The sequence below is a fragment of the Streptomyces sp. NBC_00045 genome, from assembly GCF_045041095.1.
Lineage (GTDB): Bacteria > Actinomycetota > Actinomycetes > Streptomycetales > Streptomycetaceae > Streptomyces.
The window spans coordinates 6,310,252-6,327,183 of record NZ_CP108271.1 but is presented as its reverse complement, the minus strand read 5'-3'; the positions used below and the strand labels follow the sequence as shown (position 1 = coordinate 6,327,183).

Below are 16,932 nucleotides of genomic sequence, written 5' to 3'. Positions count from 1 at the left end.
GTGTACGTACGCAGCCACCCGCTGCTGTTCGCGCTGCTCGCCGCCACGCGCGGGCGGCCTGTACGGCGGCTCGGGGGGACGCTGCTGGTGCACGGGGAGGCAGCGTACCGGGAGGCGCTGACCCGGCTGCCGCTCGACCGTACGGCGGCCGGCACCACCGGCGGCGCGGCCCGCGCCGCGCTCTCCGGTTCGACGGACCCGGACGCGGGAGGGGGCGGTGTGCTGTTCGACCAGGACGGCAGCGGGCACCGGGCGGACCGGCGGGACCTCGCGGAGGAGCTCGGCGCGGCCGGGGTGGCGCAACTGCGCACGGCGTGGCAGCCGTTGCTGGCGCGCGGGCTGGCTCCGCTCGTGCGGGGCGCCGAGGTCGACGTGGTCGCGCTCGCGCGGGAGCTGTCGGGGGCGGTGGTGTGCCGGCTACTGGGCTCGGACGCGGATCCGGCGGCGGTGGCGACGGCTGCGGCGGCCGCAGCCGCGGCATCGGTGCGCACCCACCTGCCGGGCCCGCCCCGCCCGGGAGCCAGGGCGTCGGCCGCCCGCACGGCCCACGCCCTCCAACAGCTCCTCGCCCCGGCGCCGGCACCGGCGACCGACGCCCCGTTCGCCGGCCGGCCGGCCCGGATCGCGTCGGGGCGTCCGCCGGGCGGCCCGGCGATCGGCGAGTCCCAGGCCCCGCCGGGGGAGAGCGCCGCGGCGCTGCCGCCGTCGGGCGACGCCGCGGAGTCCGGCGGCAGGAGGGCGGCCGCCGGGCGGCCGAGCCGGAGCGGGACGGACCCGGCGCTCGCCGCGATGGTGGCGGTGGCCGCCGTCAACACCACCGTGGCCGCGCTGCCGCGGGCGGTGGCGTGGTGCGCCGACGCCGGTCTGTGGGACCAGGCCGCGGACCCGGTGCTGCGCCCGCGGCTGGTCGACGAGCTGCTGCGGGTCACGGCGGCCTCGCCGCTGCTGCCCCGCGCGGCGGCGGCCGACGGCACGGTCGGCGGCTGCCCGGTCCGCGGCGGCGACCGGCTGCTGCTGGTCACCCGGCATGCGGCGCAGGCGCACCGCCGCGACCCGGACGCCCTCGCCCCGGCCGATCCGGCACGGGCCCACCTGGTGTTCGGCGCCGGGCCGCACGCCTGCCCCGGCGCCCGCCTGGCCCGTGCCCAGCTGGCCGACGCCCTGGCGGCCCTGGCGCCGTACCGGCCGGTGGTGAGCCGCGCCCGGGTCGACCGCCGGGCCGCCCTGCCGGGCTGGCGCGTACTGACCGTGAAGGCAGCCTCGTGACCGCCGGCCGCAGCGACGGGCTGCGGGTGGCCGTGACCGGGGCGAGCGGGTTCTGCGGGGGCCACGTGGCGCGGGCGGCCGCGGCCCGCGGGGCCGAGGTGGTGTGCCCGGGGCGGCGGCCCGGGCCCGTCGGGGAGCACCGGTCCTGGGACGCGGCCCGCGCCCTGCCGGACCTGGCCGGGGTCGACGTCGTCGTGCACTGCGCGGCGGCGGTCGGCGACCCGGCGCCCGGCTCCCCGGCCGAGGCGCAGATGTACGCCGTCAACGTCGGCGGCACCGAACGGCTGCTGCGGGCCGCCGGGGGCCGGCCCGTGGTCTGGGTCAGCAGTGCCAGCGTCTACGATCCGCGCCGCGACCGCAGCCTGGTCGACGAGGACCATCCGCGCGCCGGGCAGTTGAACGCCTACGGCCGCACCAAGGCGGCGGGCGAGGCCCTCGCGCTGGCCGCGGGGGCGGTCGTGCTGCGGCCGCGGGCCGTCTACGGCCCCGGCGACGGGACGCTGCTGCCGCGGCTGCTCTCCCGGGTGAGGGCCGGGACCCTGCTGCTGCCGGGGCCGGACGTACCGCTCAGCCTGACGGCGGTGGAGAACCTGGCCGACGCCGCGCTGGCGGCGGCCGGCTGGGCGCCCGGCGCGTACAACGTGGCCGACGCGGCGCCCTACGCGCGCGACGCGGCCGTGCGCCGGGTGCTGCGCGCGCACGGCGTCGTGGCCCGCATCCGGCACCTACCCGTCGGGGTGGCCCGTACGGCGGCCCGCGCCGCGGAGCTGCTCGCGCGGGGCGGCGAACCGGCCCTGAGCCGCTACGCGGTGGACCAGCTGGCGCACCCGGTGGTCCTGGACCTGACCCGGGCCGGCGCCCAGGGCTGGACCCCGCACCGCACCCTGGACGACTACCTGACCACGCTCGCCCCCAGCCCCGCCCACGGCCCCGGGGAGGTGTCCGCCCGCTAGCGGCGGGGCCGCGCGGGGTGGTGTTGCACCGGTCGGCGGGGCTCCGTTCCCCCGCGGCTCAGCCGCGCCGACCGGCGTTCGGGCCCCCGTTCAGGCGCTCGCCATGCGGCGGCGCAGGCTCAGCGGACGCATGTCCGTCCACACCTCCGCGATGTGGTCGAGGCACTCCTGCCGGGTGCCCGTCGTGCCCTCGGCGTGCCAGCCCGCCGGCAGTTCCCGGTCCGCACGCCAGATGGAGTACTGCTCCTCGTCGTTGCGCACGACCCGGTAGCCGTTCTCGTCGGTGTCACTCATCGCTTCGGTCCTCCCGCTCATTCGGTCAGCGGGTCACAGCGTGCCGCCCCGGCCCCGACCCGCCATAGGGACAAACGCGCAGAAGGACCGGCGGTCGGTGCTGCCGCTCCTTCCCTGGTGGTGCCGGTGTGCGCGGCGGCAGTGTTCGGGGCAGCCAGGGTGGCGTCCGAGAGGCACACCGCCGCCGGCCACGCCACCCCATCAGGCTGGAAGGAGCTCCGCCATGTCGGACACCCCAGAGACCGTGCACCTGCCCACCGGCGGGTGGCGGTTGTGGGAGCACTTCGCACTCCGCGGTCCGGGTTTCCCGGCCGAGGGGGTCCTGCGCATGGCCCCGCCCGGACTCGCCCTGGCCGCCGCCAAGTTCGGGCCGGGCGACCAGCTCGCCGGACCGGACTGGGAGGCGTTCACCGGGGCCTTCGACACCGGCGCGGTGCGCACCGCCGGCCTGCTCCAGGACATCGCGGCCTCGCCGCGCTTCCGGGCCGCCGTGGCCTGGCAGAACCCGGCGGTGCTGCGCACCGGGATCGCCCCGTTCCTGAACTGGACGCCGACCGCGGCGGGCCGGACCAGCATGCCCCGCCAGCGCGAAGAGCTGGTGGCGCACTACTGGCAGCGGTTCTGCGTCAAGAACGACACCATCGGGTTCTTCGGACCCGTCGGCTGGGGCCGCTGGGACCTGACCACCGACGGCGTCCGCGTCGACCCCGGCAGCGGCGGGTTCCTCGCCGACTCGCGGGTCTATTTCGCCAGTTGGGCCATCGACGCGCTGGCCAAGTCGTTGAACGCCGATCCTGCGCTGCGTGCGTGGATACCGCCGCGCCGGGTGTCCTTCGTACGGGCCGAGGGCCTGTCCGTGCACCTGCCGGGCCGGCCGCCGCAGCCCATCGGCGAGAGCGCCCGCGCCGTACTGGACCTGTGCGACGGGACCCGTCCGGTGGCCGGGATCGCCGGGCAGCTGGGCATCCCGGTGGCGGAGGCGACCGAGACGGTGCAGTGGCTGCTGGCCAAGCGGTGGGTGCACTGGCGGCTCGACGTGCCGACGGGCACCTACCCGGAACGGGAACTGCGGGCCGTCCTGGAGCGGATCGGCGATCCGGCGCTGCGGGAACCGGCCCTGGAGAAGCTGGCCGTCCTGGAGCGCGGCCGGGACGGCGTGCAGGCGGCCGGACAGAACGCCGAGGCGCTGACCTCGGCGATCGGCGCCCTGGAGGCGGACTTCGCGGCACTGACCGCCACCGACGCGCAGCGCTCCAAGGGCGCGCGGACCGCGCCGTGCCGGGGGCTCGTGTACTCCGACGCCCGGCGTGCGGCGACGGCGACCCTGGGCACCGCCCTGCTGGACGAGCTGACCCCGCTCGCGCAGTGTCTGACCGCGGCGCGCTGGATGACGAACCGGTTCGCCGAGCGGGTGGTGACCCGGCTGCGCGAGGTGTACGAGCGGCTGAGCGCGGCCGGTCCGGTGGACCTGGGCGCGATGTGGCTGGGCTGTCTGCCGTCGCCGTACCCGGAGGCGGGCCGCGACCTCGACGCCGTCCAGGCGGAGCTGCGGGAGAAATGGGCGCGGATCCTGGCGGTGCCCGAGGGGGCGCGCCGGGTACGGGTGTCCTCGGCGGACATCGCGGAGCGGGTGCGCGCGGAGTTCGAGGAGCCCGGCGCGGGCTGGTCGCTGGCCCGCTACTTCAGCCCGGACGTACTGCTGCTCGCCGAGGACGCGGACGCGGTGGCGCGCGGGGACTTCGAGATGGTGCTGGGCGAGATGCACAGCGCGCTCAACACGATGGGCGCCTCCCTCTTCGTCCACCAGCATCCCGACCGCGACGAGCTGATCGCCGAGACCACCCGTGACTTCCCCGGTCCGCGGCTGCTGCCGATGCTGCCCAAGGAGCTGCCGCTCAAGTGGTCGACGCGCAGCAGGCCTTCGCTGGACCGGCCGCAGGACTACTACGTCTCCCTGGTCGACGACACCGGTGACCCGCACCGCCCGCGCACCGTCCTGTGCGCCGACGTCACGGTGGAGGACCGCGGCGGCCGGCTGACGGCGGTGCTGCCCGACGGTGCCGCGTTCGACCTGCTCGACGTGTACGCGAACACCCTGACCCAGCAGGTCATGGACCGGTTCACGCTGCGCCCCGAGGGCGACCACACCCCGCGGATCAGCATCGACAAGATGGTGGTGGCGCGCGAGACGTGGGCCTTCCCGGCGTCCGAACTGGCCTTCGCGGACGAGAAGTCCGAGGCCAAGCGGTATGTGAGGGCCCGGCACTGGCGGGAGGAACACGACCTGCCGCGCTTCGTGTTCGTGGTCTCCCCGACCGAACCCCGTCCGTTCTACGTGGACTTCGACAGCCCGGTGTACCTGAGCATCCTCGCGAAGGCCGCGCGCAGGCTGGCCCGCAAGGATCCCGGGGCCAAGCTGAAGGTCAGCGAGATGCTGCCCACGCCGGAGCAGGCCTGGCTGACCGATGACCTCGGCGACACGTTCACCTCGGAGCTGCGCTTCGTCGCCGTCGACCAGACGGCCGTCGACCGGACCGCGGGCGACCGGACCGCAGGCGGAGGAGCGTGATGCGGACCTTCGTCGACGACATCGCCGCGCACGCCGCCCGCACGCCCGGCCGGATCGCGGTGACCACCCCGACCGGCGAGGTGACGTACGGGGAGCTCATCGCCCGTATCGACGCGCTGGCGGCGGTGCTGCGGGCGCGCGGCGCCCGCCCGGAAAGGGTGTGCGCGGTGGCCGTGGAGCGCGGCGTCGACGCCGTGGTCGGGCCGGCCGCGGTGGTGCGCTCGGGGGCGGCGTTCCTCGGCCTCGACCCGGAGCAGCCGCCGGCCCGGCTGGCGGCGCTGGTCCGCAGTGGCGGCGCCGACATGCTGCTGACCTCCTCGGCCCTGGCGAGCCGGCTCGACCTGCCGGTTCCGGGGACTCCCGTACTGCTGGACCGCCCGGGGAGCGTGGCCGGGGAGGAGCCGGGGGCCGGCGGGCCGCTCGGCGGGCGGGCGCTCGCGTACGTCAGCCACACCTCCGGGAGCACCGGGGAACCCAGCGCCGTGCTCGTCGAGCACGCCGGTCTGGACTCCTATCTGCGGTTCGTCGCCCGCGACTACGGCCTCGGGCCGGACACGGTGGCGCTGCAAGTGGCCCCGCTGGGCTACGACGCCTCCCTGCGGGACACGTTCGCCCCGCTGCTGGCGGGCGGGCGGCTGGTGGTGGTGCCGCGTTCGGCGCTGCTGCGGCCCGAGGAGTTCGGGGCCGCCGTGCGCGAGCACCGGGTGACCGCGCTGCTGAGCGTGACGCCGTCCTTCCTGGCCTTCCTTGCCGGGCAGCCGGACGCGTCCGGGCTGCTCGCGGGGGTACGGGTGGTGGTGTCCAGCGGTGAGTCGCTGCGGCCCTTCCTGACCGCCGGAGGGCGGGCCCTGGTGCCGGGGTCACTGGTCAACCAGTACGGGCCGACCGAGTGCACGATGACCTCGACCCGGTACCCCGTACCGGCCGAGCCGGACGTCGTGAGCGACCTCGTCGGCACGCCGATCGACGGCGTGGTGGTCCACCTGCTGGACTCGGGGCTGTCGCCGGTGCCCGAGGGGGCCGTCGGGGAGGTCTGCATCGGCGGCGTGGGCGTGGCCCGGGGCTACCGCGGGCTGCCCGCCCGTACGGCCGAGTGCTTCGTCCCCGACCCGCTCGGGCCGCCGGGGGCGAGGATGTACCGGACGGGCGACCTGGCGAGCCGGGGCCCGGACGGGCTGGAGTACCTGGGTCGCCGCGACCGGCAGGTCAAGATCCGCGGATACCGGGTGGACCCGGCCGAGGTCGAGGGCGCACTGCTCGCCCATCCCGGGGTCACGGGGGCGGTGGTCACCTCCGACACCGACGCCCAGGGGCGGGTGTTCCTGGTCGCGCACCTCACCGGGGACCTGGAGGACGTGAAGGACGCCGCGCTGCGCACCCACCTGGGCGCCACGCTGCCCCCGCACCTGATGCCGCGCCGCTTCGCACGGCTGGCGGAACTGCCCACCACCCGCGGCGGGAAGGCCGACCGCCGCGCCCTGTCACAGACCGGAGGCCGGCCATGACCAGCGCACCCGCCGCATCCCCGGCACACGCGCCCCGCTCCCCCGCGTCCCACGTGTCGCACGCGCCCGGGCGCCGGCCGGCGCCGCCCGCGCCCCGCCCGGGCGCCGCCTCGCCCCCCTCGGCTCCCGTGGGCCCCGCCGCGGCCGGCGGAGCGGCCGGCGCCGTGCGCGTCCCGCTCGGTCCGGCCGACGTGGCGGCCGCCGCCGCGCGGATCGCCGGCCACGTGCGCCGCACACCGCTGCTGCCGGGGCTGCCCGCGCCCGAGCGGCGCCGGGTCGGATGGCGACTGCTGCTGAAGGCCGAACACCTCCAGTACGGCGGGTCGTTCAAGTTGCGCGGGGCCGCGAACGCCGTCCTGGCGCTCGGAGCCCGGCGGATCGTCACCGGCTCCTCCGGCAACCACGGAATCGCCTTGGCCCGGCTGGCCGCCTCGCTGGGCGCGGAGCTGACCGTGGTGCTGGCGGGCGGGGCGCACCCCGCCAAGATCGCCCTGATCCGGGCCCTCGGCGGGCGGACGGTCGGCGTGCCGGGCGGCGTCGCCGAACGCGACGCCCGGGCGCAGGCGCTGGCCGAGGAGACGGGCGCGGTCCTCGTGCCTTCCTCCGACCACGAACTGGTGGTCGCCGGGCAGGGCACGGTCGGCCTGGAGATCCTCGCCGAGGCACCCGACGTCGAGACCGTGTACGTGCCGACCGGCGGGGGCGGGCTGCTCGCGGGGGTGTGCCTCGCCGCGTACGGGCACCCGGTGCGGGTGGTGGGCGTCGAGCCCGCCGGTACCCCCCGCTACGCCCGGTCCCTGGCCGCGGGGCACCCCGTACGGCTGCCGCCCGGTGACACCGTCGCCGACGGGCTGCGCGGCCAGCAGCCGGGGGCCGTGCCCTATCCGATCATCCGGGACCGGGTCGACGACCTGATGACCGTGTCCGACGCGGAGGTCCTCGCCGCTGCCGCGCTGCTGCGACGGCGCGGGTTCGAGGCCGAGCCCTCCGGTGCGGTCGCGCTGGCCGGGGCGATCCGAGCGGGCCGCGGCACCGGCCGCTCCGTCGCCGTCGTGTCGGGCGGCAACACCACCGCGGCCCTGACGGCGGCCGCCGCGGCCGCCGCCGCCTCCCCTTCCCACCGCGCCACCCGCACCACCCACACCGCCCGTTCGCTCTTCGAGGAGATCTCATGACCATGACCGTGAACGAGACCGCGCACCTGACCGCGCAGCTGACCGCCACCGCCCTGACCGAGCTGGTCGTGTCCATCTACCGGGAGACGCTGGGGGTGGCCGACCTCGACGAGCAGAGCGACTTCTACGAGTGGGGCGGCGATTCTCTGGCCGCGTTCCGGATCACCGCACGGATCGAAGAGGCACTGGGGGCCGAGGTCCCGGTGGCGCTGGTCTTCGCCTACCCGTCGCCCGCGGACCTCGCCGACGTCGTCCACGCCGACTTCGTCCGGGCATGAGGGGCAGGCCATGACCGACACCTACGTACCTGGCGGCCGCTGGCGGCTGTGGGACCAGTTCGCCCTTCGCGGGCCGGGTTTCCCGGCCCGGGGCGTGCTGCGGCTGGCCCCGGACGGGCTGGCCGCGGCCGCCGACAAGTTCGACCCCGACGAGGGCCCGGCGGGCCTGGCCGGTGAGCGGTGGGGGGAGTTCACCGGCCTGTTCGCCGACGCCCAGGTGGAGACGGCTCACACGCTCCAGGAGATCGCCCGGATGCCCGCCTTCCGGGAGGCGGTGGCCTGGCAGAACCGCCCGGTCCTCAGCTCCGGGATCGCCCCGTTCCTGAACTGGACGCCGACCGCGGCGGGCCGGACCAGCATGCCCCGCCAGCGCGAAGAGCTGGTGGCGCACTACTGGCAGCGGTTCTGCGTCAAGAACGACACCATCGGGTTCTTCGGACCCGTCGGCTGGGGCCGCTGGGACCTGACCACCGACGGCGTCCGCGTCGACCCCGGCAGCGGCCTGATCGCCGGATCGGAGGTGTACTTCGCCAGCTGGGCCGTCGACGCGCTGGCCGCACGGATCGACACCGACCCGCGGGTACGGGAGTGGGTGGCGCCGCGGCGCGTGCCGTTCGTCCGCCAGTCCGGCCTGGACGTGACGGTGCCGGGCCGCCCGCGCCAGGCCCTCGCCGAGCAGGCGCGTGCCGTGCTCGCGCTGTGCGACGGCGTACGGCCCGCCCGGGAGATCCGCGCCGCTCTGCCGGACGTGGACGTGTCCGCGGTGCTGGCCGACCTGGTCGCCCGCCGGTGGGTGCTGTGGAAGCTGGAGGTGCCCGCCGACGCCCGCCCGGAGCGGCATCTGCGGGCCTGGCTGGAACGGGTCGGGGACGCGGAGCTGCGTGACCCCGGTCTGGCCGCCCTGGACGCCCTGGAGCGGGGCCGGGACCGGGTACGGGCTGCGGACGGGGCCGAGGCGCTGGTGGCCGCGCTGACGGACCTGGAGGGCGAGTTCGTCGCGCTGACCGAGACCGCCGCCGTACGGGAGAAGGCGGCCGGTACGGCGCCCTGCCGGGCCCTGGTGTACTCCGACTGCCGCCGGGCGGCGACCGCCACCCTCGGGCGGACCGTGCACGAGGCGCTCGCCCCGCTGCACCCGCTGCTGACCAGCGCCGGCTGGCTGACCGCACGGCTCGCCGACGCGGTGATGGGCCGGGCGCGGGAGGTGTACCGCCGGCTGGCCGCGCAGGGGCCGGTCGACCTGGCGGCGTTCTGGTTCGCCTGCATGCCGATCCTGCACGGCGCCGCCCGCACGGAGTCCGCCGAGCTCCAGCAGGAGTTCCGCAGGCGCTGGGACGCGATCCTTTCGCCGCCGCCGGGCACGCGCCGGGTCACGCTGCCGCTGGAGGCCGTCGCGGGGCCCGTCGCCGAGCAGTTCGGCGGCCCGGGCGGCGGCTGGACCGCGGCCCGCTACCTCAGCCCCGACATCATGATCGCGGCGTCCGGGGAACGGGCGGTGGCCCGCGGCGACTTCGAGCTGGTCCTCGGCGAACTGCACGTCGCCGCCAACACCTTGGGCGCCTCGCTGTTCGTCAACCAGCATCCGGACGCCACGGAGCTGACCCGGCTCACCGATCGGGACCATCCCGGTCCCCGGCTGCTGCCGCTGCTGCCCAAGGAGCACCGCTCCCGGCTGTCGGCGCGGATCCGGCACTCCCTGGTCCGCCCCGAGGACTATTACGTCGCCCTCGTCGACTTCACCGCCGATCCGGGCCGGCCCCGTACGGTGCTCAGCGCCGACGTGGTGGTGACCGAGGGCGCGGACGGCGAGCTGGCGGTGGTCCTACCCGACGGGTCCGGGTTCCCGGTGGTGGATGTGTTCTCGCACGTGCTGACCACCCTGGCGATGGACCTGTTCCAGATCCTGCCGGACGGGACCGAGCACTCCCCCCGGGTCACGGTGGACCGGCTGGTGGTGGCCCGCGAGACCTGGCGGCTGCCCCCGTCGGACATGGACTTCGCCGAGGAGAAGGACGAGGCCCGCCGCTTCGTACGGGCGCGGCAGTGGCGGGAGCGGCGCGGGCTGCCGCGGTTCGTGTTCGTGGTGCTGGCGACCGAAACCCGCCCGTTCTACGTGGACTTCGACAGCCCGGTGTACGTGAACATCCTCGCCAAGGCGGTCCGCAGAATGGCCCGCAAGGAGCCGGCGGGCCGGGCCGTGTTCACCGAGATGCTGCCGAGCCCCGAACAGGCCTGGCTGACCGACGACCAGGGCGAGGTGTACACCTCCGAGCTGCGCTTCGTGGCGGTGGACGAGGGCTGACCCGACGGGGTCTGACGGGCCGGGGCCGACCGGCGCGGCGCGTGCCGCACAGGGGGGAGCGACGCGCACACGGCGACGCGCACGGCGGAACAGGGCCGTGCGGCGGCGCCGTTGCGCGTTCTACCCCCCGGCGGCTGCGTGCGCGGCTGCGTCTTCTTCCCTACTGACGGATCTCCACAGCCAGCAGTGTTGAGGAAAACACCGCTTGGAGGCCCACAGTGAAGGTTGTCGCAGCGCACGGCGGACCGGCGAGGCACGGCAGCGAAGCCGGCGACGTCGTCCGTGACGGTGACGGAGTGTCGTTCGCGCAGCGGAGGCTGTGGTTCCTCGACCAGCTCACCGGAGGCTCCACCGAGTCCCTGCTCCCGCTGGCCCTGCGCATCCGCGGCGCGCTCGACGTCCCGGCGCTGGAGCGGTCGCTGTCGGGCATCGTGGACCGCCACCAGGTGCTGCGCACCCGGTTCACGGCCGTCGACGGCGAGCCCGTACCGCAGGTGGACCCGCCGGGCCGCACCCGGCTGGCTCGGGTGGAGGTGGCCGGCACGGACGAGCTGTTCGACCGGGAGCTGGCGCGCCCCCTGGACCTGGCGAAGGAGCACCCGCTGCGCGCCACGCTCGCCCGCATCGGGCCCGAGGAGCACGTGCTGCTCCTGGTGGTCCACCACATCGCCGTGGACGGCTGGTCCTGGGACGTACTGCTGCGCGAACTGGACGCCGGTTACCGGGGAGAGGCGGTGGACGCGCCCGCGCTCCAGTACACCGACGTCGCCCGCACCGAGGCCGAGCGGCTGAACGGTCCGCGCATGGAGCGGCTGCTCGGGTACTGGCGGGAGCGGCTGGCCGGGGTCGCCCCGCTCGCGCTGCCCGCGGACCGGGCCCGACCCGCGTTCTGGGACGGCTCCGGGGACGTGGTCCGCTTCGAGCTGCCGGCCGAGCTGGTCGCCGAGGTCGACCGGGTGGCCCGGGAACAGCGGGCGACCCGCTACATGCTGCTGCTCTCCGTGTACCAGGCCCTGCTGGGACGTTACTCCGGCCGCACCGACATCGCCGTGTGCACCACCCTGGCCGACCGCGGGCGCCCCGAAGTGGGCGCTCTGATCGGGCCGTTCGTGAACACGATCGTGCTGCGCACCGATCTGTCCGGCGATCCGAGCTTCGCCGGGCTGCTGGGCCGGGTCCGGTCGGCGGCCCTGCGGGACTTCTCGCACGCCGAAGCGCCGTTCGACCGGGTCGTCGGCGAGGTGGTCACCGAGCGCGACCTGTCCCGCCACCCGCTCGCGCAGGCCTCGTTCACCCTGCTCAACACCGTCCCGTCGGCGGCCCGCCTGGACGAGCTGGACGTGGCGCTGGTGCGGACCCCGCTGACGGGCACCCCGCTGGACGTGTTCCTCGACCTGAGCCTGCGCGCGGGCGGCGGCATCGCGGCGCGGCTCCAGTACTCCACGGCCCTGTTCGACCGGAGCACGATGGTCCGCTTCACCGAGGGTTACGTCGCGCTCCTGCGCGCGGTGACGGCCTCGCCGCAGACGTCCGTGGCCGAACTCGCGGGCCGGCTGGAGCCGCTACCCGGCCAGGAGCGCCGGCGGCTGGTCGCGATGGCGGGCTCGGGGCGCCCGGCGCCGGCCGCGAAGCCGTTCGCCGTGGCCGGTGAGCCCGGTGCGGTGGCCCTGGTGTGCGGGGAGGAGTCCCTGCGCTACGGGGAGCTGGACGCGCTCGGCGGCGGCCTGGCCACGGCCCTGCGGGCGGCGGGCGTCGGTCCGGGGACCCCGGTGGGCGTGTGCCTGGAGCGCGGGGTGCGGTCCGTGGCCGCGATGACCGCGATCTGGCGGGCCGGCGGGGTCTACGTGCCACTGGATCCCGCGCTCCCCGAGGAGCGGCTGCGGTTCATGGCCGCGGAGGCCGGTCTGCACTGCGTGCTCACCGATGCCGCGACCGGCGAACGGGCCGCCGCGCTCGGCCCGCGGGTACTGCGGGTGGAGGACGCCGCGCCCGATGCGGACGCCCCGCACCACACCCCCGGTCCGCGGGACCTCGCGTACGTCATCTTCACCTCGGGCTCCACCGGGCGGCCGAAGGCCGTCGGCATCGAGCACGGTGCGATCGCCGCGCACGTCGCGGCCGCCCGCGAAGAGTTCGGGATCACCTCCCGGGACCGGGTGCTCGCCTTCTCGTCCTTCTCCTTCGACGCCTCACTGGACCAGCTGCTGACCGCCCTCGGCTGCGGGGCCACCCTGGTGGTCCGGCCCGACGAGCAGTGGCTGCCCGCGCAGGTCCCCGCGGTGGTGGAGCGGCACGGGATCACCGTCCTGAACCTGCCGCCCACGTACTGGGCCGAGCTGGCCTTCTCGCTGACCGACCGCACGGCGGCCGCGCTGGCCGGGCTGCGCCTGCTGATCCTCGGCGGGGAGTCCGTCCCGTCGGCGGCGCTGGCCGCCTGGCTGGCGCGGGCCCCGCAGGTGCGGGTGCTCAACGCGTACGGACCGACGGAGACCACCGTCACCGCCACCACGCACGAGATCGGCGCGGCCGGGGACGACGGCCGGGTGCCGATCGGGCGGCCGCTGGGCTCCCGCCGGGCGTACGTGGTCGACGCGCAGGACGAGCTGGTACCGGTCGGCGAACCGGGCGAGCTGCTGATCGGCGGCCCGGAACTGGCCCGCGGCTACCTCGGACAGCCCGCCCTCACCGCCCTGAAGTTCGTCCCCGACCCGTACGCCGGCGACGGCGGCCGGCTCTACCGCACCGGCGACCTGGTCCGCCGACTGCCCACCGGCGAACTGGAGTTCCTCGGCCGCACCGACGACCAGGTCAAGATCCGCGGCTTCCGCATCGAACTCGGCGAGGTGGAGGCGGCCCTGGCCGCGTGCCCGGGGGTGGTGGCCGCCGCAGTGGCCGTCGGCGAGGACGCCCAGGGCGGCAAGAGCCTGACCGGCTACGTGGTGGCCGGGCCCGACGGCCCCGTGGAGCCCGCCGCGCTGCGGTCCCACTGCGCCGGCCGGCTGCCGCACTACGCCGTGCCCGCTGACTTCGTGGCGCTGGACGCGCTGCCCGTGAACGCCTCGGGCAAACTCGACCGGGCCGCCCTGCCCGCGGCGCGGCCGGACGGGGGGCCGGCGCAGCGGGACCGGGCGGCGGGCGGCGCCGAGTTCGTCGCGCCGCGCGACGCCACCGAGCGGGTGGTCGCCGAGATCTGGGCGGAGGTCTTGGGCGTCGACCGGGTCGGCATCGACGACGGGTTCTTCGACCTGGGCGGCCACTCCCTGCTCGCCACCATGGCCGTGTCCCGGATCGCGGAGCGGCTCGGCCGCGAGGTGGAGCTGCGCACCCTGTTCGAGAACCCCCGCATCCGCGGGTTCGGGCCGCTGGTGGCCGCGGCCCGGCAGGCGGGCGCGGCGACGGTCGTCCCCGTGGACCGCTCGGGGCCGCTGCCGCTGTCCTTCGGGCAGGAGCGGATGTGGTTCCTGGACCGCATGTCCGACGTCGGCGACGAGTACGTGCTCTGGTTCTCGTGGCGGATGCGCGGCGGGCTCGACCGGGACGCCTGGCAGGGCGCCCTCAACGAGGTGGTGGCCCGGCACGAAGCGCTGCGGACCGCGCTGGTCGAGGTGGACGGCCGGCCGGCGCAGCGGGTGGTCGACGGGGTCCGCGTACCGCTGGTGTGGCAGTCGGCCCCGCCGGGGGACGACGAGGCCGTGCGGCTGGAGCGGCTGCGGGAGGTGGCCGTCCCGTACGCCACCCGCCGCTTCGACCTGGCCGGGCCGCCGCTGCTGCGGGCCGGGGTGTGGGAGCTGGACCCCGAGGACCACGTCGCGGTCATCGCCTTCCACCACGCGGCGACCGACGGCTGGTCCAAGGACGTGATCATCGGTGAGCTGGCGCAGGCGTACGCCGCCCGGGTGGCGGGGCGTCCGGCCGAGCTGCCGCCGGTGCCGATCCAGTACGGGGACTTCGCGGTCTGGCAGCGCGACCGGATGGCCGGTGAGGTACTGGAACGGCAGCTGGCGTACTGGGAGCGGGCGCTGGCGGGGGTGCCCGTACTGGAGCTGCCGACGGACCGGCCGCGCCCGGCGGGCTGGTCGGGCCGGGGCGGCGCGGTCGAGATCGATCTGCCCCGGGAGCTGGAGGCGGCGCTCGGCGAGCTGGCCCGGCGCTGCGGGGTGACGCGGTTCACGGTGCTGCTGGCCGTGGTGCAGATCGTGCTGGGCCGCTGGTCGGGGCAGCAGGACGTGGCGGTGGGCACACCGGTCGCGGGCCGCGGCCAGCTGGAGCTGGAGCGGCTGGTGGGGCTTTTGGTGAACACGGTGGTGCTGCGCGGGAACCTGTCCGGCGAGCCGTCGTTCACGGAGTTCCTGGGCCGGGTCAGGGAGTCGGTGCTCGGGGCCTTCGACCACCAGGAGGTGCCGTTCGAGCGGCTGGTGGAGCAGCTGCGGCCGGAACGGGACCCCTCCCGCAACCCGTTGTTCCAGGTGATGTTCGACGTCCAGGAGAGCGCCGCCGGTGGGCCGCGGGTCGAGGGACTGGACGTGGAGCACTTCGTCCTGCCGTGGGGTTCGGCCAAGTTCGACCTGACCGCGACCTTCCTGCTCTATCCCGACCGGTTCGCGCTGAACGTGGAGTACGCGAGCGACCTCTTCGACGCCGCCACGGTCACCCGGTTCGCCGGGCACGTGGGCCGGGTGCTGGCGGCGGTGGTGGCCGATCCGGAGCAGGCCGTCGGACGGCTGGAGCTACTGTCGCCCGCGGAGTACGCGGAGCTGGCCGGAGCTGCGGGCTCCGCGGTGGCCGCCCCGGCGGCGGTCCCGTTCACCGTGTCGGGCGCCCCGGACGCGCCGGCGCTGCTCTGCGGGGACGAGACCCTGACGTACGGGGAACTGGACGGCATGACCGGCGGGCTGGCCCGCGCCCTCGCCGCCGCCGGGGTACGGCCGGGGACACCGGTCGGCGTGTGCCTGGGGCGCGGCATCCGCTCGGTCGCCGCCATGGCCGCGATCTGGCGGGCCGGCGGGGTCTACGTACCGCTCGACCCGCGGCTGCCGGCGGACCGGCTGCGGTTCATGTGTGCCGAGGCGGGCGTGCGCAGCGTCTTCAGCGACGCCTCGACGCACGCACTGGCCGCCGCGCTCGGCCCGCGGACCGTGCCCGTCGAGACCGTCGTGCCCGACCCGGACGCGCCCCGCCACACCCCCCATCCCGGTGACCTCGCCTACGTCATCTTCACCTCGGGCTCCACCGGCCGCCCCAAGGCCGTCGGCGTCGCACACCACGCGCTCGGCGCACACACCGCCGCGGCCCGCGAGCTGTTCGGCATCACGGCGGACGACCGTGTCCTCGCCTTCGCCTCCTTCTCCTTCGACGCGTCCCTGGAGCAGGTGCTGCCCGCCCTCGGCGCGGGAGCCTCGGTGGTGGTCCGCCCGGACGAGGTGTGGTCGGTGGAGGAGCTCGCCGAGGCCGTCCGCACCCGGGGCGTCACGGTCATGGAGGCCACCCCCGCCTACTGGGAGGAGATCGTCGCCCGGCTCGACACCGTCGCCGGGGACCTCAAGAGCCTGCGGCTGCTGGTCACCGGCGGCGAGGCGCTGCCCTCGGCGCCCCTGGAGCGCTGGTTCGCGCACCTCCCCGACGTGCCGATCGTCAACACGTACGGGCCGACCGAGGCCGTCATCTCGGCCACCGCCCAGCCGGTCACCGCACCGGTCCAGGGCCGGGTCGCGATCGGCCGGGCGTTGGGCTCGCGCCGGGCGTACGTGGTCGACGCGCTCGACCAGCTCGCACCCGTCGGGGTGCCCGGCGAGCTGCTGATCGGCGGCCCGGAGCTGGCCCGCGGCTACCTCGGACAGCCCGCCCTCACCGCCCTGAAGTTCGTCCCCGACCCGTACGCCGGCGACGGCGGCCGGCTCTACCGCACCGGCGACCTGGTCCGCCGACTGCCCACTGGCGAACTGGAGTTCCTCGGCCGCACCGACGACCAGGTCAAGATCCGCGGCTTCCGCATCGAACCGGCCGAGATCGAAGCCGTCCTGGAACAGCACCCGGGCGTGCACGGCGCGGCCGTCCTGGTCCGCGAACTGCGCGGCGAGCGCGCCCTCGTCGGCTACGCGGCCGGCCGGGGGCTCGACGCCGGGACACTGGCCGCCTGGTGCCGGACCCAGCTGCCCGGCTACATGGTGCCCGCCGCGTTCGTCCTGCTCGACGCCCTGCCCCGGACCGTGCAGGGCAAGGTCGACACGGCTTCCCTGCCCGACCCCGCACTGCCCGAACCGGCCGCGTCCGTGGCGCCGCGCACCCCCACCGAGGTCGTGACGGCCCAGATCTGGGCCGAGGTCCTGGGCCTGGCCGAGGTCGGCATCCACGGGGACTTCTTCGCCCTCGGCGGGCACTCCCTGCGCGCCGTGGCGGCCGCGTCCCGACTGCGCACCGCGTTCGACTGCCCGATCCAGGTGCGCGACCTGTTCGACCACCCGACGGTCGAACTGCTCGCCATCGAAGTGGAACGGCAACTCATCGACCAGATATCCGCGATGAGCGACGACGAGATCGACCTGTCCCTGACCTCCGACTTCTGATCGCCCAGGCGATCCCAGCCCTTGATT

At 76.0% G+C, this 16,932-nt stretch carries 9 protein-coding genes; 8 read left to right on the top strand and 1 reads right to left on the bottom strand.

What is annotated here, in order from left to right:
* A complete protein-coding gene (locus tag OHA65_RS29395) occupies positions 1–1,266 on the top strand; it encodes a cytochrome P450 (RefSeq protein ID WP_328764135.1) in 1,266 nt (421 codons plus the stop codon).
* A complete protein-coding gene (locus tag OHA65_RS29390; RefSeq protein WP_328764134.1) occupies positions 1,263–2,219 on the top strand; it encodes an NAD(P)-dependent oxidoreductase in 957 nt (318 codons plus the stop codon). The genes OHA65_RS29395 and OHA65_RS29390 overlap by 4 nt, the downstream gene beginning before the upstream one ends.
* Before the next feature lie 90 nt (positions 2,220–2,309).
* On the opposite strand, the gene OHA65_RS29385 is transcribed toward OHA65_RS29390, so the two are convergent.
* Complete coding sequence (locus OHA65_RS29385) at positions 2,310–2,513, bottom strand: MbtH family NRPS accessory protein (protein WP_054223070.1); 204 nt, start codon at positions 2,511–2,513, stop codon at positions 2,310–2,312.
* A gap of 223 nt (positions 2,514–2,736) precedes the next feature.
* Here OHA65_RS29385 and OHA65_RS29380 point away from each other — a divergent pair, with 223 nt between their 5' ends.
* The 6 genes from OHA65_RS29380 (at position 2,737) to OHA65_RS29355 (ending at position 16,905) form a co-directional block, all read left to right on the top strand.
* Positions 2,737–5,082, top strand: coding sequence for a lantibiotic dehydratase (locus OHA65_RS29380; RefSeq protein WP_328764133.1), 2,346 nt, complete (start codon positions 2,737–2,739; stop codon positions 5,080–5,082).
* Complete coding sequence (locus OHA65_RS29375) at positions 5,082–6,587, top strand: amino acid adenylation domain-containing protein (protein WP_405762697.1); 1,506 nt, start codon at positions 5,082–5,084, stop codon at positions 6,585–6,587. The genes OHA65_RS29380 and OHA65_RS29375 overlap by 1 nt, the downstream gene beginning before the upstream one ends.
* Positions 6,584–7,762: a pyridoxal-phosphate dependent enzyme gene (locus OHA65_RS29370; RefSeq protein WP_327279197.1), complete on the top strand. Its 1,179-nt coding sequence runs from the start codon at positions 6,584–6,586 to the stop codon at positions 7,760–7,762. The genes OHA65_RS29375 and OHA65_RS29370 overlap by 4 nt, the downstream gene beginning before the upstream one ends.
* Positions 7,759–8,040 carry an acyl carrier protein gene (locus tag OHA65_RS29365; RefSeq protein ID WP_327279196.1) on the top strand — a complete coding sequence of 94 codons (282 nt, stop codon included), beginning with the start codon at positions 7,759–7,761 and terminating at the stop codon, positions 8,038–8,040. The genes OHA65_RS29370 and OHA65_RS29365 overlap by 4 nt, the downstream gene beginning before the upstream one ends.
* 10 nt (positions 8,041–8,050) lie before the next feature.
* Positions 8,051–10,342: a lantibiotic dehydratase gene (locus tag OHA65_RS29360; protein ID WP_327279195.1), complete on the top strand. Its 2,292-nt coding sequence runs from the start codon at positions 8,051–8,053 to the stop codon at positions 10,340–10,342.
* Between the two features lie 218 nt (positions 10,343–10,560).
* Positions 10,561–16,905 (top strand): non-ribosomal peptide synthetase, encoded by a 6,345-nt coding sequence (locus tag OHA65_RS29355; protein ID WP_327279194.1) that lies wholly within the window; start codon positions 10,561–10,563, stop codon positions 16,903–16,905.
* Positions 16,906–16,932: the final 27 nt, after the last annotated feature.

What these genes read in the sequence shown, in the direction of transcription:
- OHA65_RS29360 (WP_327279195.1), top strand. Translation starts at nt 8,051, where the DNA reads ATGACCGACACCTACGTACCTGGCGGCCGCTGGCGGCTGTGGGACCAG.
- OHA65_RS29375 (WP_405762697.1), top strand. Translation starts at nt 5,082, where the DNA reads ATGCGGACCTTCGTCGACGACATCGCCGCGCACGCCGCCCGCACGCCC.
- OHA65_RS29365 (WP_327279196.1), top strand. Translation starts at nt 7,759, where the DNA reads ATGACCATGACCGTGAACGAGACCGCGCACCTGACCGCGCAGCTGACC.
- OHA65_RS29370 (WP_327279197.1), top strand. Translation starts at nt 6,584, where the DNA reads ATGACCAGCGCACCCGCCGCATCCCCGGCACACGCGCCCCGCTCCCCC.
- OHA65_RS29380 (WP_328764133.1), top strand. Translation starts at nt 2,737, where the DNA reads ATGTCGGACACCCCAGAGACCGTGCACCTGCCCACCGGCGGGTGGCGG.
- OHA65_RS29385 (WP_054223070.1), bottom strand. Translation starts at nt 2,513, where the DNA reads ATGAGTGACACCGACGAGAACGGCTACCGGGTCGTGCGCAACGACGAG.